Annotated in this window: 21 protein-coding genes and 1 other annotated feature; of the genes, 8 read left to right on the plus strand and 13 right to left on the minus strand. The window is 47.2% G+C overall.

Features of this window, described 5'->3' with window-relative positions:
- Window positions 1-412 precede the first annotated feature (412 nt).
- The 3 genes from clpB to rluD form a co-directional block, all read right to left on the minus strand.
- Window positions 413-2,986: an ATP-dependent chaperone ClpB gene (gene clpB, locus R3289_RS19860; RefSeq protein WP_318927646.1), complete on the minus strand. Its 2,574-nt coding sequence runs from the start codon at window positions 2,984-2,986 to the stop codon at window positions 413-415.
- A gap of 151 nt (window positions 2,987-3,137) precedes the next feature.
- Window positions 3,138-3,863, minus strand: a complete 726-nt coding sequence (pgeF, locus tag R3289_RS19865; protein ID WP_318927647.1) for a peptidoglycan editing factor PgeF — start codon at window positions 3,861-3,863, stop codon at window positions 3,138-3,140.
- Between the two features lies 1 nt (window position 3,864).
- Window positions 3,865-4,839: a 23S rRNA pseudouridine(1911/1915/1917) synthase RluD gene (rluD, locus tag R3289_RS19870; RefSeq protein ID WP_318927648.1), complete on the minus strand. Its 975-nt coding sequence runs from the start codon at window positions 4,837-4,839 to the stop codon at window positions 3,865-3,867.
- 138 nt (window positions 4,840-4,977) lie between these two features.
- On the opposite strand from rluD, the gene bamD reads away from it, so the two are divergent.
- The 3 genes from bamD (at window position 4,978) to pheA (ending at window position 7,939) form a co-directional block, all read left to right on the plus strand.
- Window positions 4,978-5,703, plus strand: a complete 726-nt coding sequence (gene bamD, locus R3289_RS19875) for an outer membrane protein assembly factor BamD (RefSeq protein ID WP_318927649.1) — start codon at window positions 4,978-4,980, stop codon at window positions 5,701-5,703.
- A 402-nt stretch (window positions 5,704-6,105) separates the two neighbouring features.
- On the plus strand, window positions 6,106-6,462 hold the full coding sequence (gene hpf / locus R3289_RS19880; protein ID WP_318927650.1) for a ribosome hibernation-promoting factor, HPF/YfiA family: 357 nt from the start codon (window positions 6,106-6,108) through the stop codon (window positions 6,460-6,462).
- A gap of 137 nt (window positions 6,463-6,599) precedes the next feature.
- Window positions 6,600-6,723 (plus strand) — a sequence feature (Phe leader region).
- 43 nt (window positions 6,724-6,766) lie between these two features.
- Window positions 6,767-7,939: a prephenate dehydratase gene (gene pheA / locus R3289_RS19885; protein WP_318927651.1), complete on the plus strand. Its 1,173-nt coding sequence runs from the start codon at window positions 6,767-6,769 to the stop codon at window positions 7,937-7,939.
- Between the two features lie 95 nt (window positions 7,940-8,034).
- Here pheA and tyrA read toward each other — a convergent pair whose 3' ends face one another.
- Both tyrA and R3289_RS19895 read right to left on the minus strand, forming a co-directional pair.
- The gene (tyrA, locus tag R3289_RS19890) at window positions 8,035-9,162 is read right to left on the minus strand and encodes a bifunctional chorismate mutase/prephenate dehydrogenase (RefSeq protein ID WP_318927652.1); all 1,128 of its coding nucleotides are present in this window, start codon (window positions 9,160-9,162) and stop codon (window positions 8,035-8,037) included.
- A gap of 181 nt (window positions 9,163-9,343) precedes the next feature.
- On the minus strand, window positions 9,344-10,417 hold the full coding sequence (locus R3289_RS19895; protein WP_318927653.1) for a 3-deoxy-7-phosphoheptulonate synthase: 1,074 nt from the start codon (window positions 10,415-10,417) through the stop codon (window positions 9,344-9,346).
- A 250-nt stretch (window positions 10,418-10,667) separates the two neighbouring features.
- Here R3289_RS19895 and R3289_RS19900 point away from each other — a divergent pair, with 250 nt between their 5' ends.
- The 3 genes from R3289_RS19900 to R3289_RS19910 all read left to right on the plus strand — a co-directional run bounded on the left by R3289_RS19900 (window position 10,668) and on the right by R3289_RS19910 (window position 14,854).
- On the plus strand, window positions 10,668-12,398 hold the full coding sequence (locus R3289_RS19900) for a sensor histidine kinase (RefSeq protein ID WP_318927654.1): 1,731 nt from the start codon (window positions 10,668-10,670) through the stop codon (window positions 12,396-12,398).
- A gap of 25 nt (window positions 12,399-12,423) precedes the next feature.
- Window positions 12,424-13,137: a two-component system response regulator BtsR gene (gene btsR, locus R3289_RS19905; RefSeq protein ID WP_318927655.1), complete on the plus strand. Its 714-nt coding sequence runs from the start codon at window positions 12,424-12,426 to the stop codon at window positions 13,135-13,137.
- Window positions 13,138-13,369: 232 nt separating this feature from the next.
- Complete coding sequence (locus R3289_RS19910; protein WP_318927671.1) at window positions 13,370-14,854, plus strand: carbon starvation protein A; 1,485 nt, start codon at window positions 13,370-13,372, stop codon at window positions 14,852-14,854.
- A 282-nt stretch (window positions 14,855-15,136) separates the two neighbouring features.
- Here the strand turns inward: R3289_RS19910 and rplS are convergent, their stop codons facing one another.
- The 5 genes from rplS to ffh all read right to left on the minus strand — a co-directional run bounded on the left by rplS (window position 15,137) and on the right by ffh (window position 18,658).
- Complete coding sequence (rplS, locus tag R3289_RS19915) at window positions 15,137-15,490, minus strand: 50S ribosomal protein L19 (protein WP_107285392.1); 354 nt, start codon at window positions 15,488-15,490, stop codon at window positions 15,137-15,139.
- Between the two features lie 34 nt (window positions 15,491-15,524).
- Window positions 15,525-16,271, minus strand: a complete 747-nt coding sequence (trmD, locus tag R3289_RS19920; protein WP_318927656.1) for a tRNA (guanosine(37)-N1)-methyltransferase TrmD — start codon at window positions 16,269-16,271, stop codon at window positions 15,525-15,527.
- A gap of 26 nt (window positions 16,272-16,297) precedes the next feature.
- Window positions 16,298-16,831 (minus strand): ribosome maturation factor RimM, encoded by a 534-nt coding sequence (gene rimM, locus R3289_RS19925; RefSeq protein WP_318927657.1) that lies wholly within the window; start codon window positions 16,829-16,831, stop codon window positions 16,298-16,300.
- 29 nt (window positions 16,832-16,860) lie between these two features.
- Window positions 16,861-17,109 carry a 30S ribosomal protein S16 gene (gene rpsP, locus R3289_RS19930; RefSeq protein WP_318927658.1) on the minus strand — a complete coding sequence of 83 codons (249 nt, stop codon included), beginning with the start codon at window positions 17,107-17,109 and terminating at the stop codon, window positions 16,861-16,863.
- Window positions 17,110-17,290: 181 nt separating this feature from the next.
- Window positions 17,291-18,658, minus strand: coding sequence for a signal recognition particle protein (gene ffh, locus R3289_RS19935; protein ID WP_318927659.1), 1,368 nt, complete (start codon window positions 18,656-18,658; stop codon window positions 17,291-17,293).
- 173 nt (window positions 18,659-18,831) lie between these two features.
- Between ffh and R3289_RS19940 the strand changes: the two genes are divergently transcribed.
- Together R3289_RS19940 and R3289_RS19945 are read left to right on the plus strand one after the other, a co-directional pair.
- Complete coding sequence (locus tag R3289_RS19940; protein WP_318927660.1) at window positions 18,832-19,629, plus strand: inner membrane protein YpjD; 798 nt, start codon at window positions 18,832-18,834, stop codon at window positions 19,627-19,629.
- Between the two features lie 89 nt (window positions 19,630-19,718).
- Window positions 19,719-20,996, plus strand: coding sequence for an HlyC/CorC family transporter (locus tag R3289_RS19945; RefSeq protein ID WP_318927661.1), 1,278 nt, complete (start codon window positions 19,719-19,721; stop codon window positions 20,994-20,996).
- A gap of 107 nt (window positions 20,997-21,103) precedes the next feature.
- Here the strand turns inward: R3289_RS19945 and luxS are convergent, their stop codons facing one another.
- The 3 genes from luxS to gshA all read right to left on the minus strand — a co-directional run bounded on the left by luxS (window position 21,104) and on the right by gshA (window position 24,307).
- Window positions 21,104-21,622: an S-ribosylhomocysteine lyase gene (luxS, locus tag R3289_RS19950; RefSeq protein WP_318927662.1), complete on the minus strand. Its 519-nt coding sequence runs from the start codon at window positions 21,620-21,622 to the stop codon at window positions 21,104-21,106.
- Window positions 21,623-21,722: 100 nt separating this feature from the next.
- A complete protein-coding gene (locus R3289_RS19955) occupies window positions 21,723-22,334 on the minus strand; it encodes a hypothetical protein (RefSeq protein ID WP_318927663.1) in 612 nt (203 codons plus the stop codon).
- A 404-nt stretch (window positions 22,335-22,738) separates the two neighbouring features.
- Window positions 22,739-24,307: a glutamate--cysteine ligase gene (gene gshA, locus R3289_RS19960; RefSeq protein ID WP_318927664.1), complete on the minus strand. Its 1,569-nt coding sequence runs from the start codon at window positions 24,305-24,307 to the stop codon at window positions 22,739-22,741.
- Window positions 24,308-24,357: the final 50 nt, after the last annotated feature.

Raw genomic sequence — 24,357 nt, forward strand, 5'->3', positions numbered from 1 at the left:
AGTTGAAGCATAAATTGACTGTGCCAATATCACTCCTCTGCAGGAATCATACTGTTCGGTCACTCAGTTCATTGATAAATCTTTCGACTTAACTTTTTCACGAGTGCCCACACAGATTGCATGGTCAAATTGTTAAAGAACATACTGACTAGGTTGCTGGCTAAGCGCCGTTCTCCGTGTCAGTGAGGCGGCATTATAGAGACATTGATCGTATTGGCAATAGCTTTTTTGAAAAAATCTCATCAAAAACAACCAATCGATCAAAATATAAACAACCACAGGTTATTTGGTTAAAAAGCATCTTTAAAATTGCTTTTGTCAGTTTGTTGGCTCCTTTGTCAGAGACAAAAACACCCACTTCAGATAGAAGCAGGTGTTTAAATAGTAGATACGCAAACAGAGTTAACCGCTGTTATTGCTTCGCAACGATATGTCCATCTTCAGCCGTGATATTGATGATTTTCCCGGTCACAAATTTACCAGCCAGAATATCCTGCGCCAGTGGGTTCTCAATATACTGCTGAATGGCGCGTTTCAGCGGACGCGCACCAAAGACAGGATCGAAACCCGCTTCAGCAATAAGCTCTAATGCACTTTCTTGCAAGTTAAGTACATAGTCTTTTTCTTCCAGACGTTTTACCAAACGTGCAACCTGAATACCTGCTATATGCTTGAGGTTTTCCTGACCTAATGGATGGAAGACAACGGTTTCATCAACACGGTTAATAAACTCCGGACGGAAATGCTGACCGACCACTTCCATGACAAGATTCTTAATACCTTCGTAATCAAGCTCACCAAAGTGTTCCTGAATACGATCAGAACCTAAGTTGGACGTCATGATGATGACGCTATTACGAAAATCAACGGTACGGCCCTGACCATCAGTCAGACGACCATCATCAAGCACCTGTAATAGAATGTTGAACACATCAGGGTGCGCTTTTTCCACTTCATCTAATAAAATGACTGAGTATGGGCGACGACGAACGGCTTCTGTTAAATACCCCCCTTCTTCATAGCCAACATAGCCGGGAGGTGCACCGACCAGACGAGCCACCGAGTGTTTCTCCATGAACTCCGACATATCTAGACGAACCATATTGTCTTCACTGTCAAACATGAAGTTAGCCAGTGATTTACACAATTCTGTTTTACCAACCCCGGTAGGGCCCAAAAAGATGAAGGAGCCTATTGGGCGGTTTGGATCAGATAAACCAGCACGGCTACGGCGGATGGCATTTGATACCGCCTCCACCGCTTCATTCTGCCCAATGACCCGCTTATGAAGCTCCTCTTCCATACGCAGTAACTTATCACGCTCACCTTCAAGCATTTTTGCCACAGGAATACCGGTCTGGCGAGAAAGCACTTCTGCAATTTCAGCTTCTGTGACTTTATTTTTTAGCAGGCTCATTTCCTGCATTTCAGCTTGAGCCGCCAGATCCAGCTGTTTTTCCAGCGCGGGGATTTTACCGTATTGCAGCTCCGACATACGATTCAGATCACCAGCACGGCGGGCAATTTCCATATCGGTCCGGGCTTGTTCCAGCTCGGACTTAATGTATTGCGTACCGGACAGGGCCGCTTTTTCAGCATTCCAAACTTCTTCCAGTTCGGCGTAGTCACGCTCTTTGCTGTCGAGTTCTTTACACAGATCACTCAGACGCTTCTGACTGGCTTCATCGCTTTCTTTTACCAACGCCTGCTGTTCAATCTTGAGCTGGATGATACGGCGTTCCAATCGATCCAGGGACTCCGGCTTAGAATCAATCTGCATACGGATGCTTGATGCAGCCTCATCGATTAAGTCGATCGCTTTATCTGGCAGCTGGCGATCTGAGACATAGCGGTGAGACAACCTGGCTGCAGCGACAATTGCCGGATCAGTAATTTCTACATGGTGGTGCAACTCGTAACGCTCTTTCAAGCCACGTAATATGGCAATGGTATCTTCAACCGTCGGCTCATCCACCAGTACTTTCTGGAAACGACGCTCCAGCGCTGCATCTTTCTCGATATACTTGCGATATTCATCAAGGGTAGTCGCCCCCACGCAGTGCAATTCGCCTCGGGCCAACGCAGGCTTGAGCATGTTGCCCGCATCCATTGATCCTTCGCCTTTACCCGCGCCAACCATGGTATGCAACTCATCAATGAATAAAATCACGCTGCCTTCTTCTTGAGAAAGCTCGTTTAACACCGACTTCAAACGCTCTTCAAATTCACCTCGGAATTTGGCACCGGCAATCAGTGCACCCATATCAAGAGAAAGCACACGCTTATTACGTAGCCCTTCAGGTACTTCGCCGTTCACAATACGCTGAGCCAGCCCTTCAACGATGGCAGTTTTACCCACCCCTGGTTCGCCAATAATGACCGGGTTATTTTTAGTTCGGCGCTGAAGAACCTGAATAGTACGGCGGATCTCATCATCCCGACCAATAACAGGATCCAGTTTTCCCTGCTCTGCACGCTCGGTCAGATCAATGGTGAACTTTTCTAAGGCCTGGCGATTTTCTTCCGCATTTTGATCATCCACTTTTTGTCCGCCACGTACCTGATCTATTGCCTGTTCAATATTTGCAGCTGTCAGCCCTGAATCTTTCAACAGCTTTCCAAGCGGCCCGTTGTCATCGACGGCCGCCAGAATAAACAATTCCGAAGAGATAAATTTATCTTTGCGTTTCTGTGCCAGCTTGTCGCACATGTTGAGTAAAAGGCCCATGCTATGTGACAACTGAACGTCGCCGCCAATACCGGTTACTTTCGGTAAACGGTCAAGCAGCTCTGCCAGGCTGGAGCGTAATTGGGAGATATCGACATTCAGCATGGTCAGCAACGGGCGAATTGTGCTGCCATCCTGATTCAGTAACGCCACCATCAAGTGGGCGGGTTCGATATACTGATGGTCTCGCCCTAAAGCCAGCGATTGTGCATCAGAAATCGCCATTTGAAATTTGCTGGTAAATCGGTCAAGACGCATAAGTCCTCCCAGTATCCATAATAATTTTTCTACTATCAGTTATATGGATACTAGCAGAGAATTTTTCAAGCGTTGCGACTAAGATAAGAGAGGATATATTGGATAAAAAGTCGACGTTTTCACGTCGCTTTTTGAGGAAGTCGAAATAGGCTCAGTCGAGCCAAATCAAAGAGGCCTGACGCCCGGTAACGGGATCACGTCGGTATGAATAAAACCGTTGAGGCTCATTAAAGGTGCAATGCTCACCGCCATACACCTGAGTGACACCGTATGACTGCAAACGCTGGGTTGCTAACAGATAAAGATTTGCCAGCCACTTGTCACCGTAAGCCACAAAGGCCTGTTCGGCATTTGGATCCTGTGCCATAAATTGTTCCCGCACTTCGCCCCCGACTTCAAACGCGGTAGGACCAATCGCCGGCCCTAACCAGGCCATGATTTCAGAAGAGGGTGCTGAGAATTTTGCCAGTGCCGCGTCAATAATTCCGCCAGCTAAACCACGCCAGCCCGCATGTACCGCAGCCACTTGGGTTCCTGCACGATCGCACAGCAGCACGGGTAGACAATCCGCGGTCATAATTGCACAAGCCAGACCGGAACGCTGAGTATAGCTGCCATCGGCATCAGTTACCGCGCTCAGTGGTTTTTCCAGATCGATGACCCGATTACTGTGGATCTGATTCAACCAGGCCGGAGCTAATGATAACTCCAGCTTTTGCTGCAAGAAATCACGATTGCGCTGAACGTGTTCTGCGTTATCCCCGACATGAAGCCCCAGATTAAACCCATCATAAGGTGCAGCACTACAGCCACCCTTGCGAATGGTACTGACTGCTTTTACATTTTTGGGCGCAGGCCAGTCAGGAATAATCCACATCTTAGTACTCGTCGTCCTGATGTGCTTGCTTATCTTTACGCAGGATCTCAGCCATTCCGACGAAATCGCTCGGTAACGGCGCATGCCATTCCATGATTTCCCCTGTTATCGGGTGCGCAAGACGTAGCATACGTGCATGCAGCGCCTGACGATCAAAAGCACGCAGTGCCTGGATCAGTTCCGGCGAAGCATTACGTGGCGGACGCGGACGACCACCATATTGCAGATCACCAACCAATGGGTGAGAAAGATATGCCATATGGACACGGATCTGGTGAGTACGACCAGTTTCGAGACGGATCACGAGACGGGTATGCTCACGGAAATGCTCAGCAACACGATAATGGGTGATTGCAGGCTTACCCAATTCATGTACCGCCATACAAGTACGCTTGGTTGAATGGCGACCAATTGGTTTCTCTACCGTGCCGCCGCCCACCATTTTACCAATCGCAATAGCTTCATACTCACGGGTAATCTTGCGTTTTTGCAATGCACGAACCAGACGCGTCTGTGACTGAATCGTCTTGGCAACGACCATCAGGCCCGTCGTGTCTTTATCGAGACGGTGAACAATACCGGCACGAGGCACTTCAGCCAGTGACGGACAATGGAAAAGCAATCCATTTAGCACGGTACCATCAGGAGTACCCGCACCAGGGTGGACAACTAAATCACGCGGCTTGTTGATCACCAGAATATCATCATCTTCATAGACTATGTCCAATGGGATATCTTGTGCGACCCAGCGCTCTTCATCTTCGATATCAGCGTTGACTACCAGTGCTTCGCCACCCATCATTTTTGCGCGAGGCTTCTTGACGATTTCGCCATTGACTGAAACCATGCCATTTAAAATCCACTCTTTAATGCGCGAACGCGAATAATCCGGATATAATTCAGCAATAGTCTGATCAAGGCGCAGACCTAATTGGCTCTCATTTACTGTGTTTGTTAACTCTATTTTCTGTGCCATAACGAACTTTTTCAAAAAGCGTGAGACTAATAGCCATACGCTGCGTAAAATAACCTAATAGTGTCATTGTATCTGTTAACGACTCAGACCGTAATGGATCATACGAATAAATTTTTTATCAAGGAATCTGACGCCGCAATGAAACGCCTGACAATTACGACTCTGCTTGCCGTTGCCCTTCTTTCAGGCTGTTCCAGCACTGAAGAAATTGTGCCTGATGTACCGCCATCAGAACTGTATACAACGGCTCAGCAAGCTTTGCAGAGTGGCAGCTGGACGACTGCCATCGAACGTTTAGAAACACTTGATTCTCGCTACCCTTTCGGTGCGTACTCTGAACAGGTACAACTGGATCTCATTTATGCTTACTACAAAAATGACGATTTAGCCTTAGGCCAAGCAACCATAGATCGTTTTAACCGTTTAAATCCAGCGCACGAAAAAGCTGACTGGGTACTTTATATGCGTGGCCTGACCAACATGGCTCAGGATCGCAGCTTCATGCATGACATATTCAGCATTGATCGCCATGATCGAGATCCTGAACCTGCACGCAAGGCATTCCGTGATTTTAAACGCTTGTTAGATCGTTATCCGGACAGCCCGTATGCCGCGGACTCCAAAGCTCGGATGATTTATCTTAAGAACCGTCTGGCTGACTATGAACTTGCTTCAGCCGACTTTTATATTCGCCGCGAAGCCTGGATTGCGGCCATTAATCGGTGTCAGCAAATTCAGCGTCTATACCCGGATACCAAGGCTGCTCGTCAGTCACTGAAATTAATGCTGACCGCATATGAAGAGCTCGGTTTACAAGAGCCTATCGAGAACACAAAAAAACTGATCGCCTTAAATCCGAACTGATCGGTTAAAAGCACCAAGCATACGTTCTAATAAGCAAACGGCAGCCTGATGGCTGCCGTTTTTATATTCTGTGTACTGAAAATACCACTGCAACCAGCCGTTTCCGCCTGAGGAGGGGTCTCGATGACTTGGTTGAATTTCACCCAAACAATGGCTATTGCTCGAAAAAACGCCCTGGCCAGCACAAGCCGCCAGTGTCGTTCATTTCTTCATACTGCCTTAATCTTCAAGTGTTCGACAAGCACTTTATCTAAACTTTTTTATCACAAATGACGCCCGGTCACAGAATGTTTCGAGTTATTCGTTTAAAAGCCAAAGCGTGAACCAGATCACATTATAACCTCCGTATTTTAGTAACCTGAAGTTAACCCAACAAAGGGTAGCAAAAGAGGAAAGATAATTATGACAGTAGAAATCACCGGTAAAAACATCGATATCACCCCTGCTATCCGTGAGCGTATTGAATTTAAGTTTAAAAAATTAGAAAAGTTTCAGGTACCACTAATCAGCAGACATGCCGTGATTAGTAAAGAGCCAAGCAGAAAATTTAAAATCGAAGCATCCGCCGCCATTCCAGGAGGAAAAATTGTTGCCTCAGCGGAACACGATGATATGTATGGAGCAATTACCGAGCTCCATCAAAAACTAGAACGTCAGCTAAAGAAACAAACGCAAAAGCCAGCAGCTCGCCGCGCCAGCCACAGTGAAAAGCCTGAAGTTGCTGAAGAAGTGGTGGCAGAAGAAGAAGCAGACGTATAACGTCTAAGAGAGGAATAACAAACAGCCCCGCCTGTCGCGGGGCTGTTTACGTTCTAACGTTAATTAATCTTGACAAGCCTAAGCTGGCTGAATAGTGTTGAGTCATATTCACCACATAACTAAGCAATCACTACCATGACAGTCACTCAGCTGTTTTTCTTTAGCTTTTTTTTTATGTCACCTTAACGGGAGGCTTTTCGTTGCGCTAGAAACAAGCTAAAGACGAATAGACGGCCTCCCACAAAGGGGGGCTTTTTTGTATTCGCCATCGGTAAAACAAGATGAGATCAGACAGGGACTTACAATGACAGAGCAACACTATTCACTTGATGATATTCGTAAGAATGTCAGTCGCATTGATAATGAGATTATCAAGCTGTTGGCCGAACGCCGTCAGCTGAGTTTGGAAGTCGCAAAAAGTAAAATAGAAACGGCAAAGCCTGTACGCGATCAGGCCCGGGAGCAAGAGCTGCTACTTCGCCTGATCGAAGCCGGCAATGCCGAACAACTGGACTCACAGTATATTACCCAAATCTTCCACACCATTATTGAAGACTCCGTCCTGTTTCAACAGGCCTATCTGCAAAAGCTCACTAATCCTGACAGTCAGCAGCCCGTCGCCCGGGTCTCTTTCCTCGGCGCCAAGGGCTCCTATTCTCATCTGGCCAGCCGCAATTACTTTAGCCGCAAACAAACTCAACTGAGGGAAATCAGCTGCTCGACATTTCGCGATGTCATCAATGTGGTCGAAACCGGCAATGCCGATTACGGTGTACTACCGATTGAGAACACGAGTTCAGGCTCAATCAATGAAGTTTACGATCTGCTGCAGCACACCAGCCTATCGATTGTGGGGGAAATCACCCAGCCCATTGAACACTGCCTGCTAACAGCGGTTGACACCGATATTGCAAAGATCGACACCCTCTACTCTCATCCGCAACCTCACCAGCAATGCAGCGAATACCTGCACTCAATGGGCAATATTACCCAAGAGTACTGCTCAAGCACGGCTGAGGCGATGAAAAAAGTCGCAGAATTAAAGCTATCGAATGTTGCTGCGATAGGTAATGCATCCAGTGGTGAACTTTATGGCTTAACACCACTGAAGACCAATATTGCCAATCAGCATGAGAACTTTACCCGCTTTATCGTCGTTGCACGTAAACCTGTCGAAGTCACTCCTCTGATCCCAGCTAAAACGACGCTGATTATGTCAACCGCGCAGAAAGCCGGTTCGTTGGTGGAATGTTTATTAGTGCTACGCAACCTCAACATCAATATGACGAAGCTGGAATCACGTCCGGTGATTGGCAATCCTTGGGAAGAAATGTTCTACCTCGATGTCGAAGTGAACCTGAAATCTGAGGTCATGCAGCAGGCGCTGGAAGAGCTGACCCGCTTAACCCGCTTCATCAAAGCACTAGGGTGCTACCCTAGTGAAAATGTCAAACCGACTGAAGTCGCCATCGAGTAATAAGCCGCGAGTTGCTACCAACAAAAAGCGAGAGTCTCAAACACTCTCGCTTTTTGCTGAACAAAGCGTAAGCCGCGATCCCGAGGCAAAATCATTTATTTTCTATGTGTTGAATCGTTCGCCTGTCTGAGCAGCCCCTGGCTTTCAGTCAAAAAATGCTGCGCATAATCCCCGAACCAATGTTCAACCTGGTTAAATGCCTGGGTAAACGCTTCTTTATCCTGGCGCTCCAGCATTTCAATCGCCTCACCAAAACGTTGGTGGAAACGCTTAATCATTGCCAGGTTTTGCGGCGCAGACATAATAATATCGGCATATAACTGGGCATCCTGGGCAAACAAACGCCCGACCATCGCCAACTCCAGACGATAGATTGGCGAACTCAGCGATAACAGCTGTTCAAGTTGCGGATCTTCTTCGGCCAGATGCACGCCATAGACAAATGAAGTGAAGTGGCGCAGAGCCTGAATTAAAGTCATACCCTGATCATGCTCAATCGCACTGATACGATTTAATGTCGCCCCCCAAATCTGAATCTGCTCCAGTAGCCACTGGTAGCTTTCGGGGTGACGGCCATCGCAATAGACAACCACCTGTTTAGCCAGGCTGGCAATATCCGGACCAAACATCGGATGCAGACCAATCACCGGTCCGCGATGCACTTCCAGCATGGCTTGCAGCGGCCCGCTCTTAATGGAAGTCAGATCGGCAAGAATACAGTCATCAGGAAGATGATCTAACTTGGCAATAATTTGTTCCGTGAGGTTGATCGGCACCGACACAACGACCATCCCGGCATCTGCCAGGATGTCATCGGCACGATCCCAATCCTGACTCCCTAATTTGCGAACCTGATAACCAGATAATTCAAATAAACGGCAAAATAGCCCGCCGAGCTGACCATACCCACCCACAACAACAATTGGGCGAAGTTCTGGCTTCAGGCATTTAAAGCCGGAGTCATTCTCACTTGAATAAGACTCTCGCATGGTACGGCGCAGAATATCTTCAATCAGATCGGGGGGAACCCCTTTATGCTCAGCTTCCTGGCGGCGAGAAGCCAGCATCGCCGCTTCACGGTCAGGCGCATAAATAGGCAAACCATGCTTGCTTTTTACATGACCGACTTCTTCTACCAATGCCAGACGACGAGCTAGAAGCTCAACCATCTGCTGATCAACATCATCGATTTGATCTCTTAATTTGCTCAGTTCAGCAACCATGATCTCTACTTATTCCACCTTTATTTAATACCGATTGGCATACCCATACTTGTCACCGCCAGCTCGTCGCTATGTCATTCAAGCGTCTGTCGACAGCGCGCCTGTTTTGATCCAACAGAGCATCACTCTATAAGAGTACTTTCGATGACGATAATGAACGAAGTAGCAGTGAAAGGATCAGTTAACCTTCACAACGTTCCTGCAAGAATGGAACTAACTCCTGGTGAGCATGGCGAAGTAAGGTTTCTGTCGCTTCCCAACTGATACATGCATCGGTGATCGATACCCCGTAAGCCATTTCTTCGCGAGGTAAATCAGCACTCTGGCTGCCTTCGTTTAAGTGACTCTCAATCATCAGACCAATAATCGACTTATTGCCTTCACGGATTTGATGAATCACATCTTCTGCCACAAGTGGCTGACGACGGTAGTCTTTTCTTGAGTTTGCATGACTACAGTCTATCATTAAGGACGGTGAAAGACCTGAAGCAATCATCTCGTTTTCACACTCCGTCACTGAGACTGAATCGTAGTTGGTCTGTTTACCCCCTCGCAAAATGACATGACCGTCTGGATTACCCTGGGTATTGAGTAATGCCACCTGACCTTCACGGTTGATCCCCATAAACCGGTGTCCAGATGCGGCAGCTTGCATTGCATTAATCGCCGTAGCCAGGCTACCGTCTGTACCATTTTTAAAGCCCACTGGCATCGACAGGCCACTTGCCATTTCACGGTGGGTTTGTGATTCCGTGGTTCGGGCACCGATTGCCGCCCAGCTGAACAAATCACCAAGGTATTGCGGACTGATTGGATCGAGCGCTTCGGTTGCCAGAGGAATGCCCATTTCAACGAGATCGATCAGCAGTTGACGCGCAATATGCAAGCCTTCCTCAATTTCAAAAGATCCATCAAGGTGCGGGTCATTGATCAGTCCTTTCCAGCCCACCGTAGTACGCGGTTTTTCAAAATAGACTCGCATCACAATATACAGTTGATCTTTCAGCTCTTCGGACAGCTGCTTTAACTTCATGGCATAACTTTTTGCCGCTTCAATATCATGAATTGAACATGGACCGCAAACCACCAGCACACGGTGATCACGTTTGTGCGTGATGTCGGCAATGGTCTGGCGTGACTGGCGGATAAAGCCCAATGCCTCGTCACTCACTGGCAGTTTATTTTTCAACTGCTGCGGGGTGATCAATACGCGCTCATCTTGAATATGGATGTTATTCAACTGGTCTTTTTGCATGTCGGCTTCCCTGTAATCGTAATTCTGCTAGCAGGTGGTTGCGGCCGACCTGACTACCGTATATTTGAAAAGTAAAACAGGTTTGCCCTGTTATTCTGGCTCAACCATAACAAGGAATTTCTACTCCTTGCAAGTAGGTGTAAAGAAAAAACACCACATGTAAATTTATGTTTACATCAAATTCCGCTTGGGTTATCAACACAAACCCAGATATCCTAGTGACAGAGCTCATCTATCTCACAGATTCATCATGGAACTGATTTTTTCCCTATTACAGCAACTCAGCGTCTACTTGGTCATAGCTTACTTACTAAGTAAAACCCCGTTGTTTATGCCAATTACTACAGTTTCTGGTCGCTTATCGCAGCGATTTTCCTGCTATGTGCTGTTTTCCCTTTTCTGTATTTTAGGCACTTACTTTGGCCTGAACATTGAGGATGCCATTGCCAATACCCGAGCCATTGGCGCCGTCATGGGAGGCTTGCTGGGCGGACCGTTCGTTGGCTTTGCGGTTGGCCTGACCGGCGGGCTACACCGCTACAGCATGGGCGGGTTTACCGACGTTGCCTGTGCCATTTCAACAACCACCGAAGGGGTACTGGGCGGTTTATTACACAGCTACTATGTCCGGCGCGGTCAGGTTGATCAGCTGTATAAACCGTTTGTGGTGTTCACTATTACTTTAGTCGCTGAAATTATTCAGATGTTTATTATTCTGATGGTGGCCGAACCCTATGAGCAGGCGCTGCATCTGGTCAGTGCCATCGCCTTGCCAATGGTTATTGCCAACTCGGTCGGGGCTGCGCTCTTTATGAGTATCATTCGAGATCGTAAAACTATCTACGAAAAATACTCTGCGGCCTTTTCCAGCCTGGCCTTAAAAATTGCCCAGCGTTCGGTAGGTATTCTCAGCCAGGGGTTCAACCAGGAAAACACCAAGCAGATCGCCCGAATTGTCTATGAAGAAACCGGCGTCGGCGCTGTCGCCATCACAGATCGGGATAAGATTCTCGCCTTTATTGGTATCGGTGATGATCACCACCTGCCAGGCACCCCAATCTCTTCAGGTTACACCCGCCGCGCCATTGATAACGGTGAACTGGTCTATGCTGACGGTTATGAGATGCCTTACAGCTGTTCCCTGCATGATAAATGTTCTTTGGGCTCAGCTTTGGTGATCCCCTTAATGGGTGGCAACAACGATGTGCTGGGCACGATTAAACTCTATGAGCCTAAGCGTAAACTATTTTCGACCGTCAATATGACACTCGGTGAAGGGATTGCAAAACTACTTTCTAATCAAATACTAACGGGGCGTTATATTCAACAGCAAACCCTGCTGACGCAAGCAGAATTACGCCTGCTGCAAGCGCAGGTGAACCCGCACTTCTTGTTCAATGCGCTCAATACCATTAACGCCGTAATACGCCGGGATCCGGATAAAGCCCGAGAACTGATCCAGCACCTGTCTCAGTTTTTCCGGCGTAATTTAAAACAGAACATCGAAACCGTTACCATAGAAGAAGAGCTGCACCATGTTCACTCCTATTTAGAAATTGAACTGGCACGTTTTTCTGACCGCCTTGATGTTCAAATCGATGTTGAGCCAGGATTATTAGCAATCCAGGTACCGACCTTTACGCTTCAGCCTCTGGTTGAAAATGCCATTAAACACGGCACCTCGTCACTGCTGGAAAATGGTAAAATTATTATTCGGGGCTATTTACAGAACGGACAGATCATTTTAACCGTGGAAGACAATGCCGGTAACTACCGTTCAGGCAGCGAAGAAATCGGGCTGGGAATGAAAATTGTCGATAAGCGTCTGAAAAATATGTTTGGTGAGCAATACGGCCTGACCATGAACTGCCAGAAGAATGCGTGGACTCAGGCTATCATTACGCTGCCGGCAGATAAAGCACTGCCAGCAGAAGAGACGAGACCCACAGCAAGCAGCACCGGACCAATAGATAATGGATAATCGACATAACAATGGGAAAAATAGCATGATTAAGGCATTAGTCATTGATGATGAACGGTATGCGCGAGAAGAGTTAATCGATTTGCTGCATGATACTGGCGACATTGAGGTTATCGGCCATTGCAACAACGCCATTGAAGGGCTTAAAAAAATCAATGCACTGAAACCCGATGTGATTTTTCTCGATATTCAAATGCCGCAAATTACCGGAATTGAAATGCTCAGCATGCTCGATCCAGAAACCATGCCGAAGGTAGTTTTTGTCACCGCCTACGATGAATATGCCCTCAAAGCCTTCGAAGACAATGCCTTCGATTATCTGCTCAAGCCGATTGAAGTGGCCCGTTTAAGCAAAACCATTCATCGGTTAAAGCGAGAATGTGAAACCAAAGATTACTCACCTTTGGTGACGGAAATGCTGGAGCTGATCCCCTGCACGGGCCATAACCGTATTTTGCTGCTCCGCCCTGCTGAAATTGAACTTGCTTTTTCAGATCTGTCTGGAGTCCATATTGTCAGTACTGAAACCACGGCAACAACCCAACTGACCTTGAAGGTATTAGAAGAAAAAACCCCGTTGATCCGTTGCCATCGCCAGTACCTGATCCACCCGCAGGCGATCCGAGAGATTAAATTGCTGGAAAATGGACTGGCAGAAATTACCACCTTGCATGGCCATCAGGTTCCTGTCAGTCGCCGCTACCTAAAAGAACTCAAAGATCGTTATGGATTAAGCTAACCAGCCTACAAAAATATTAAATGGTTGATTATAAGTGTTTTTTTGTTTTTCCTTGTTCTATTTCACTGGTAAGAAATCTGAATGTTAGCTGACTGAGCAAAACCGCTTAATAGCGCTACCGACCACTCACCCCGTCATATAACCGCTCACTATTTTACCCCGTGCATCTGTGCCCGGGCGCTTTAATATGGCAGCTGTAAACAAATCCAAAACATCACAGCGAGATAATATTATGACTTGGTTCTTACTCTGCGTCGCTGCACTGGTAGGTGGTTACTTTATCTACGGTGCTTTTATTGAAAAAGTATTTGGTATAAATGAAAAACGCCAGACACCGGCTTACAGCAAGCAAGACGGCGTTGACTACGTGCCAATGTCAAATAAAAAAGTTTATCTGGTACAGCTGCTCAATATTGCCGGTGTCGGGCCAATCTTCGGGCCAATCATGGGTGCGTTATACGGTCCGGCCGCAATGCTATGGATTGTTTTAGGTTGCATCTTTGCCGGCGCGGTACATGATTACTTCTCGGGCATGCTATCAATACGCAACGGTGGCGCTTCAGTACCTACCATTACCGGTCGCTATCTGGGCAACGGTGCAAAACACTTTATGAATATTTTTGCTATCGTACTGTTGCTATTGGTCGGTGTGGTCTTTGTATCAGCACCGGCGGGCATGATCACGAACCTGGTTAACGAACAGACCGGTATGGGTCTGTCGATGACAACCATGGTGGTAATTATCTTTGCTTACTACATCATTGCAACGATTGTACCGGTTGATAAAATCATTGGCCGCTTCTACCCATTGTTCGGCGCCCTGTTAATTTTCATGTCTGTTGGCCTGATCACCGCTATCGCCTTCTCCAGCGAACACACGCTGCTTGGTGACTACGAGATGAGCCAGATGTTCACCAACATGAACCCGAATGACCTGCCACTATGGCCTGCCCTGTTTATCACTATCGCTTGCGGTGCTATTTCGGGTTTCCACGCAACTCAGTCTCCACTGATGGCACGTTGCATGCAAAATGAGAAGAACGGTCGTTTTGTTTTTTACGGCGCAATGATTGGTGAAGGTGTTATCGCGCTGATCTGGTGTGCTCTGGCCCTGTCTTTCTTCGGCTCTGTAGAAGCACTGTCTGAAGCCGTTGCCAATGGTGGTCCGGGCAGCGTGGTTTACAATTCATCTATCGGTCTGCTCGGCGTCTTTGGCGGTGTCATTGCTTTCCTTGGTGTGGTTATCCTGCCTATCACCTCGGGCGACACCGCGTTCCGCTCAAGCCGTCTTATCCTGGCTGAATACTTCAACATGGAACAGAAATCGCTGCGTAACCGCCTGCTAATGGCACTGCCCCTGTTTGTGCTCGGCGGTATCCTGACTCAGGTTGATTTCGGCATTATCTGGCGCTATTTCGGTTTTGCTAACCAGTCTACGGCGGTCATGATGCTTTGGACGGCTTCTGCTTACCTGCTGCGCCACAACAAGCTGCACTGGGTAGCTACCGTACCGGCATTGTTCATGACCACGGTATGTATCACCTTTATACTGAACAACAGCCAGCTGGGTTTCGGCCTGCCGATGGTGGTTTCAACCGTTACCGGCGTTATTGCAGCCCTGGCTATCATGGCACTGGTGATTAAGAAATCGAAAGGCAAAGGTGATATAGATATTACCGATGAAGATGAAACCAAAGGCAAGCTGGAAACAGCATAACCGCTCTTATTCCTAACCGTTGTCGATTTGTTTGAACCAGTCCTTCGGGGCTGGTTTTTTATTGCCAAGGGCGGCCCTGTTTCGCTGACGTTTGAACTGGGGTTCTGGGGTTCTGGGGTTCTGGGGTTCTGGGGTTCTGGGGTTCTGATTTTGCGGCTTTAAGATGTCGAATGTTATCGCTATTTCAGGGCCTTATTTTTCCGGGGTTCAAGACCGTTTTCATTACCATAAAAAAAGCCCACCTTTCGGTGGGCTTTCTCAATAAACGTCATACGTTTAAGATTACTTGCGAACAAGTTTCTCTTTGATACGTGCTGCTTTACCAGAACGCTCACGTAGGTAGTACAGTTTGGCACGACGTACTAGACCACGACGCTTAACAGTAATGCTTTCAACGATTGGAGAGTGAGTTTGGAACGCACGCTCAACGCCTTCGCCGTTCGAGATCTTACGAACAGTGAATGCAGAATGTAGACCACGGTTACGCTTAGCGATAACCACGCCTTCGAACGCCTGTAGACGCTCACGGTCACCTTCTTTTACTTTAACCTGAACGACAACAGTGTCACCAGGTGCAAAAGTTGGTAGGTCTTGTTTAAGTTGCTCGTCTTCGAGCTGCTTGATGATGTTACTCATTGGTATACCCTAGAATAAACTGATACTAAATTAATTAATTGCTTGCTTTATATTCGCGAATAAATTCCGCGAGCAAGAATTCCTGATCGTCAGTCAGAGCTAGGTTTTCCAGGAGCTCTGGTCTTCTAAGCCAAGTACGGCCTAACGATTGTTTTAATCGCCAGCGACTAATATCCTTATGGTTACCTGACATCAGTACCTTAGGTACTTCCTGCCCGTCTAACACATCCGGACGCGTGTAATGTGGACAATCTAACAAACCATTTGCAAAAGAATCTTCTTCTGCCGACGCGAAGTCACCCAGTACGCCCGGTACAAACCGAACGACTGCATCAACTAATGTCATGGCTGGCAATTCGCCCCCAGTCAGCACAAAATCCCCAATAGACCATTCTTCGTCTACCTCTTGCTGGATAATGCGCTCATCTACCCCTTCATAACGGCCACAAATAAGAATCAGGTTCTCATTTTGTGCCAGTTCCTCAACGCCCGCTTGATCAAGCTTACGGCCCTGAGGTGAAAGATAAATCACTTTAGCCTTACCTTTAGCGGACTGCTTGGCAGTATGAATGGCATCGCGCAAGGGCTGCACCATCATTAACATACCGGGTCCGCCACCGTATGGACGATCGTCTACCGTACGGTGTTTGTCGTGCGTAAAATCACGAGGATTCCACGTTTCGACAGATAAAAGGCCTTTTTTTACCGCCTGACCTGTTACCCCAAAATTGGTAATGGCACCGAACATTTCGGGAAAAAGGCTGATCACACCAACCCACATGTGTTCGCTCGCTATATTACCAGAGGTTAAAATCCAGGATCCCAGTCAACTTCGATCCGCTGAGCAGTGCGATCAATCGACTTGATGACCTGCTCATCGAGGAACGGAATTAATCGTTCCTTTTGTCCAAAAGCATCTTTCAGGTTAGCTTTCACTACCAATACATCGTTTGACCCTGTTTCCAGGACGTCTGTTACTTTACCCAGGTCGTAACCTTCGGTAGTGAAAACAGACATACCAAACAATTCGCGCCAGTAGAATTCTTCATCTGACAACGCTGGCAGTTGATCAGCATGTACAGCGACCTCAGCGTTAGTGAACAGCTGTGCATCCTCGCGGATGTCCAGGCCCTCTAACTTAGCCACCATGCCCTGACCGTGCTTTTTCCAGGATTCAATCTGGATTGGCTTCCATTCACCCTTTACTTTAATAAGCCAAGGTTGATAGGAGAAAATACTTTCAGACTGTTCAGTGTAGGAAAAAACCTTGAGCCAACCCTTGATACCGTAGGTGGCACCCAGTTTACCGACAACAACTAAGTCTTGGTTCTGTGAGCTCATAGTTCTCTATCTCTACCTGATATAGCTAATTAAGCTGCTTTAGAAGCGTCTTTGATTAGCTTAGCTGCGCGGTCAGACACAGTTGCGCCCTGACCAACCCAGTGATTTACACGGTCTAGGTCTAGACGCAGACGCTCTTCCTGACCCTTAGCTAGCGGGTTGAAGAAACCGATTTTTTCGATGTTACGACCGTCGCGTGCGCAACGAGAATCAGCAACAACGATTTGGTAAAATGGACGCTTCTTAGCGCCGTGACGTGCCAAACGAATGGTAACCATATCGTCCTCTTTAGTTTTGCATTACTGTAAATAAAATCGGCCCCGTCTCAAAAAAACGGGGCCCGTGCCAAAAAATAAAGCCTCGGAATTTTACTCTTTGGGCGGGCGAATGCAACAGCTTTAGCTACTTTTTCACCAGCCAAATAAAAATAAAAGATCAAATCCGATAAAAATGAACAACTTAGCGCCCAGGGAACATCCCACCGCCCGGCATCATTCCCTTCATATTACGCATCATGTTCTTCATTCCACCCTTTTGCATTTTCTTCATCATCTTTTGCATCTGGGTAAATTGTTTCAGCAGGCGGTTAACGTCTTGCACCTGGGTGCCTGATCCCGTCGCTATACGCTTCTTACGTGAGCCCTTAATAATATCAGGACGCGCACGCTCGCCTTTGGTCATGGAGTTAATAATAGCTTCCATTTGCAGGAACATCCGGTCATCTACCTGATCTTTTACATTTTCAGGTAGCTGAGACATGCCGGGCAATTTATCCATCATGCCCATCATGCCGCCCATGTTCTTCATCTGCTGAAGCTGGCCGCGGAAGTCTTCAAGATCAAACCCTTTCTTCTCTTTAAACTTCTTAGCAAGCTCTTCAGCTTTACTCTTATCTACATTACGTTCTAGATCTTCGATAAGTGACAGTACGTCACCCATACCCAAGATACGTGATGCAACACGGTTCGGGTGGAACGGTTCTAGTGCATCCGTTTTTTCACCGACACCCAGAAATTTAATTGGCTTACCGGTAATATGGCGAACAGATAATGCTGCACCACCACGGGCATCACCATCCACCTTGGTCAGGATCACACCGGTTAGTGGCAGCGCGTCGTTAAAGGCTTTCGCGGTATTGGCTGCATCCTGACCGGTCATGGCATCAACCACAAACAGTGTTTCAACTGGATTTGCCGCCGCGTGGACGTCTTTGATCTCGTCCATCATGACGTCATCAACATGCAGACGACCTGCAGTATCGACAATAACAACGTCGTAGAACTTCAGTTTACCGTGACCCACTGCCGCGGTAACGATATCAACCGGCTTTTGATCGGCTGAAGACGGGAAGAAATCGATACCGACTTCACTTGCCAGTGTTTCTAGCTGTTTAATCGCCGCCGGGCGGTAGACATCAGCAGAAACAACCAGAACCTTTTTCTTCTCACGCTCTTTAAGTACTTTACCTAACTTACCGACACTAGTGGTTTTACCCGCGCCTTGCAGACCGGCCATCAAGATAACGGCTGGCGGCTGACAAGCGAGGTTCAGCGCTTCATTGGACTCCCCCATAACCATTTCAAGCTCAGCCTGAACGATTTTGATGAATTCCTGACCCGGAGTCAGACTTTTGGAGACTTCCGTGCCGACAGCGCGCTCTTTTACGCGCTTGACGAATTCTCTTACAACCGGAAGCGCAACATCGGCTTCGAGTAACGCCATGCGTACTTCACGCAGCGTATCTTTGATGTTGTCGTCCGTTAGGCGACCACGGCCGCTGACATTCTTAAGCGTTCGCGATAAACGCTCCGTTAAATTTTCGAACATGTGCTACTCGCTCGTTACGCAACTAATATTAGTACGACTTCACATAGATTATATGTGGGTGATATGACTAGTATACCGCAATCCTGCATCCGCTTTCATGTATAGATAGCGACTCTTGTTTGAGCAGGGTATAATTACGTCTTCTAACCATCTTAACTAGTTACCAGTTTACTATGGATATGTTGATTGCCTTAATGGCTGCTTGTTTTTATTTTCTCGCTTTAGGTCTGGTTGTTCCAGGCTTAACCAATAGTAATGGTATTAAAATCAAGCCGGTCTTTTTTTCAGCCCTTGCGGCGATAGCGTTACATATTCTGCTGTTAAAAGATTTAATGCTGGGTGGCCCGGGCCAGAACCTGAGCATACTCAATGTCGCGTCGCTGATCAGCCTGATCATCTCAACGTTAACGACATTTGCGATGTTACGTATGCGCGTATGGTTTCTTCTCCCGATTATATATAGCTTTGCCGCAATAAACTTATCAGCAGCGACGCTGTTACCTGGTGCCTTTATTACCCATTTAGAAGCCCAGCCGCAAGTCTTGCTGCATATTTCTCTGGCCTTGTTCTCATATTCGACTTTAATGATCGCCACCTTATATGCCATTCAACTCGCTTGGTTAGATCATAAATTAAAAACAAAAAAAAGCCTGCAGATTAATCCGAACATTCCTCCTTTAATGATGGTCGAAAGACAGCTTTTCAAGATCATTCTGGTAGGCAATACATTACTAACGGTGACCTTGATAACTGGCTTGATCTTTATTCAGGACATGCTGGCGCAGGGGAAAACCCATAAAGCGGTGTTGTCACTGCTGGCCTGGGGAGTCTACAGTACTTTACTTTGGGGCCACTACCATCGCGGCTGGCGCGGCCGCAGGGTTGTCTGGTTCAGCATGGTAGGGGCTTTTTTACTCACCCTTGCTTACTTTGGCAGCCGTTTTGTTAAAGAGATCATTATCGGCGGATAAAAACACCTCGTTGCAACTAACTTCTCATTGACACTTATACTCAAATGAGTACAACTATATTTTAACAAACACGTTAAGGAACTAGATTTTTGGACGACATATCCACGGGAGTATTATTCTCCCTTCTGATATTACTACTCGTCATTTCCGGATATTTCTCCGGTTCTGAAACCGGCATGATGTCCCTCAACCGCTATAAGCTGCGGCACCTCGCAAATCAAGGCCACCGCGGGGCCAAGCGGGTAGAAAAATTGCTGTCTCGCCCCGACCGTCTCATCGGCCTTATCTTGATCGGAAATAACCTGGTCAACATTCTCGCTTCTGCTATTGCCACGATTATTGGTATGCGCCTTTATGGTGATTTCGGTGTGGCCATTGCGACTGGTGCCTTAACCCTGGTGGTACTCGTTTTTGCTGAAGTGACCCCGAAAACGCTTGCCGCGATTTACCCCGAGCGTGTCTCTTATGCCAGCAGTATTATCCTCAATATTCTGATGAAACTGCTTTACCCGTTAGTGTGGTTCGTCAACGGCATTACCAATAGCTTCATGCTGTTAATGGGGTTAAATGTCGGCAATATGAATGATTCGAAGCTTAGTTCTGAAGAGTTACGTACCGTTGTGGACGAAGCGGGTGGCCTTATCCCTCGCCGCCACCAGGATATGTTGCTGTCTATTTTAGATTTGGAAAACGTCACCGTCGAAGATCTGATGATCCCGCGCAGTGAGATTGCGGCCATCAATATTAATGACGACTGGAAATCCATCACTCGACAGCTGATCCATTCTTCCCATGGGCGCATTGTACTGTATCGCGATACTATCGATGAAGTGGTCGGTATGCTGCGTGTTCGTGAAGCCTATCGCCTGATGATGGAAAAAAACGAATTCAGTAAAGCCAACCTGCTTCGGGCTGCGGATGAAGTCTATTTCATTCCTGAAGGCACGCCACTGAACATCCAGCTATTAAAATTCCAACGAAATAAAGAACGTATTGGTCTGATTGTTGATGAGTACGGCGACATCCAGGGGCTGATCACCTTAGAAGATATTCTGGAAGAAATTGTCGGCGAATTTACGACCTCGATTTCTCCGACCCTGGCCGACGAAATTACCCCACAGGCAGATGGCAGCTTGCTGATTGAAGGTAGCGCCAATATCCGCGATCTGAATAAGAGCCTGAACTGGGATCTTCCGACTGATGGCCCGCGTACCCTCAATGGTTTGATCTTGGAGCATTTAGAAGATATTCCTGATAGCCAGATCAGCATTAAACTCTCCGGTCGCCAAATGAAAATTATGGAAGTCTCAGAAAATATGATCAAACTGGTCAAAGTGCTTCCAACCCAGTTGAAGAAAACAGGATGAGTGGCTGAACCGATTTCAGCATGAATATATCTATAAGCAGAAAGCCGGCAATCAATGCCGGCTTTCTTGTCTTATTCTGCGCCCTTTAGCGGCTATACCAACGGGAATTACTTAACACTAAGATCGTGTAGCATCGACTCCGGTAATGCCAATTCATCGTTTTTATTGACATCAATCCCCTGTGCCAGAATGTTTTTGGCAATCGCTTTCGCCTCATCCAGCGAGTGCATACCATAAGTCCCACACTGATACTCGTTCAGTTCCGGGATCTGCTCCTGCGATTCAACCTTCAGTATATCTTCCATTGCCGCCCGCCAGCTCGCCGCGACATCCTGTTCACTGGGCGTACCGATCAGACTCATATAGAAACCGGTGCGGCACCCCATAGGGGAGATATCAATGATTTCTACCTGGTCGGAATTGAGGTGGTTACGCATGAAGCCGGCATACAGGTGTTCGAGCGTGTGAATCCCCCGCTCAGTCAAAATATCTTTATTAGGGCGGCAGAAACGTAAATCAAAAACGGTGATGGTATCGCCTTTCGGCGTCTGCATCGTTTTCGCCACGCGTACCGCAGGTGCATGCATCCGTGTGTGATCGACGGTAAAACTATCTAATAACGGCATTACTTCCTTCTCCTTTGCCCATGAGTTTCTCTCACGTTACCCATACCCGTTATTTTTAAGTATGGCGCTAATGTCCATTTCGGCAATGACGGCCTGCGTATTAAAATGGCCACCAGCTACGATTATCATCCAGCTCCTGTCGGCATTGCTTCAATTGCCAACCATAATTTTTTGCCTGTTGCTCCACCTTACGAGAGACTCTTATCAGCGTCGGCTTACTCTTATAGGTGCCTCGTTGATAGCCTCCTCGTCCTTCGTGGTAAGCAAGATACTGACCATTGGCATCCCATTTAGATACCCCTAGCTGACGCTGAGTTTCATGGGTATACCACCCTACAAACATCAGCGAATCACCAAAATCGGTTCGGGAGCCACCGTTTCCGGTCGCTTTTTGGTAGTCTTCCCAGGCCGGATCCTGTGCCTGAGCATAACCATAAGCGCTGCTGATCCGGCCCCAGGGAATAAAACCGAGTAGATAGTCTTTGGGAGGACGGGCATCATGTCGAAAACTACTTTCTTGTTTGACAAAAGCCATCGCAATATTAATCGGCGTGCCCCACTCCTGCTGCATATCGACGGCATCTTGGTACCAATCAGGGTTTTCACGAAAAATATTGCAAACGTTCGACTGATCTTTCGGCGGTGGGGTCGCACAACCGCTTAGCACCAACAGCAAACCGGAAAGCATCACTACGCGCGCAGCTAAAAACATATTTTCACTCAATGGAATAGGTACCAAAATGATTTCAATGTAATAACCACTATTTATCAGCTATCTAATTTATCTTCAAACGGCCGGTAAAACGCTTAGTCGCACACATTCTGTGTCAAATGCACTCGAAAGAACCTGTCATTCCTTCGCATATTTTTCTTGATGTGAACGGGCTTGTATTACTCTGAATCGTGCCTCTAGAGGTAACTTAGGTATCTCGCACCTGAATAAAAGACGGGCAGTTATTATGTCGTTATCCCTGCGAAATAGTTTCGGGCAGCAAGACTGCTGCCCACTTTTTTCTCGGTTGACCTTACGCAAAAATCCCTGTCAAATCAGCCTATATTTATGACAAAAACGATAGAAGCCTACCTCTGTCACAATTTATACTGATTAGCTCGCCGCTATTTCAAATCGGCAAAGTAATCCTCTAAATACGCATCGAATGACTTGTTATCACTTTGCTCAATGAGCTGCTGTTTTTTAACGGACGCCTGAACTTCCTGTTCAAACTCGTTCTTGCTATAAAAAGCAAACTCTCTGCTCTTGAGTTCATCGGCATGCAGCAACGCCAATTTTTTACCGACGGCGCCAATGCCTTCATGCTGCTTGATTTGTGCCAGTAACTGCGCAGATATCGTCAGCTCAGGATGAATAATCCACTCTTTCAAACGCTGATACGTCTGCTGGTAGTTATCATTACCCGCCGCATCATCCATCGCCTTGGCAACAGCTTCCAGCTCAGCAAATACGCGTAATCCCCAGTCTTTAGCCAACAGACGTTCACCATTACAGCCAATTTTCAGCATTAGATCAGGATTGCGGCCATCAAGGACGACACGATTCCAGTTATCCCGCCAGCAAGCCAGCTCTGCGTCATCCATTTCAGCGGAGGGTGACAACACCGCCCAGGTCAGGAACATATCAAGGAAGCGGACCTGATCTTCTGTAATACCTATCGGGCTGAACGGGTTAACATCCAATGAGCGTACTTCGATATATTCAACCCCCCCGCGGCTAAGGGCTTCTGATGGTTTTTCACCATTTTTTGCCACACGTTTCGGACGAATGGGGGCATACAGCTCATTTTCGATCTGCAGGACATTACTATTCAGCTGGCGGTACTCACCGTCAACTTTCACGCCGATATTGGCATAATCATCGGATGGAGTGCGAATAGCCTGATTCAGACCGTCAAGGTATTGCTCCAGGCTGTTAAAACCGATTTTCAGCGCACTTTGTGCATTATTGGTATAGCCCAGATCACTTAACCGTAGCGCGGTTGCATTCGGCAAATAATAAGTGCCGTTACCCAGTTTTTCAAAATCTGATGGCGAGCCGTGCTCCTTCAGGAATGACCCGCACAGCGCCGGTGATGCGCCGAAAAGATAAGGGATCAGCCAGCCAAAACGGTAATAGTTACGGATCAGGCCAAAATAAGCATCTGAAACCGAATCCTGACGCGCTTGTACGCTTTGCTCGCCAAACAGCTGCTGCCAGAATGAGTCAGGAAACGAAAAGTTGAAATGCACACCTGAAATCACCTGCATGACACTACCATAACGGCGTTTCAGGCCTTCACGGTAGAGGGTTTTCATTCGCCCGGTATTCGAGCTGCCGTATTGCGCCAGAGTAATATCATCTTCACTACCGACAAAACAGGGCATTGACATTGGCCACAGGCGCTCATCCCCCATCTGGCTGTAGGTAAACTGGTGAATATCACTTAACTGGGTCAATAAGTGATCTATATCTTGCGAGACCGGAGTAATAAACTCTAACAGTGATTCGGCAAAATCGGTGGTGATCCATTTATTGGTTAGTGCTGATCCCAAACCGGCAGGATGGGGTTGAGCTGACAAATCACCTTGAGTCGTAATACGTAGCGCTTCCCGCTCCAGGCCACGGCCAATCTGAGTTAATGCATCAGAATTTGCGGAAATTTGCTGTAACCTTTGTGAAAAATCCATCAAGGTCATTCTCGTTAATTATCGTAATTTGGAAAATAGGGTAATCATTATTA

Source organism: Photobacterium sp. (genome assembly GCF_033720175.1).
In the GTDB taxonomy this organism is placed as follows: Bacteria; Pseudomonadota; Gammaproteobacteria; order Enterobacterales; family Vibrionaceae; genus Photobacterium.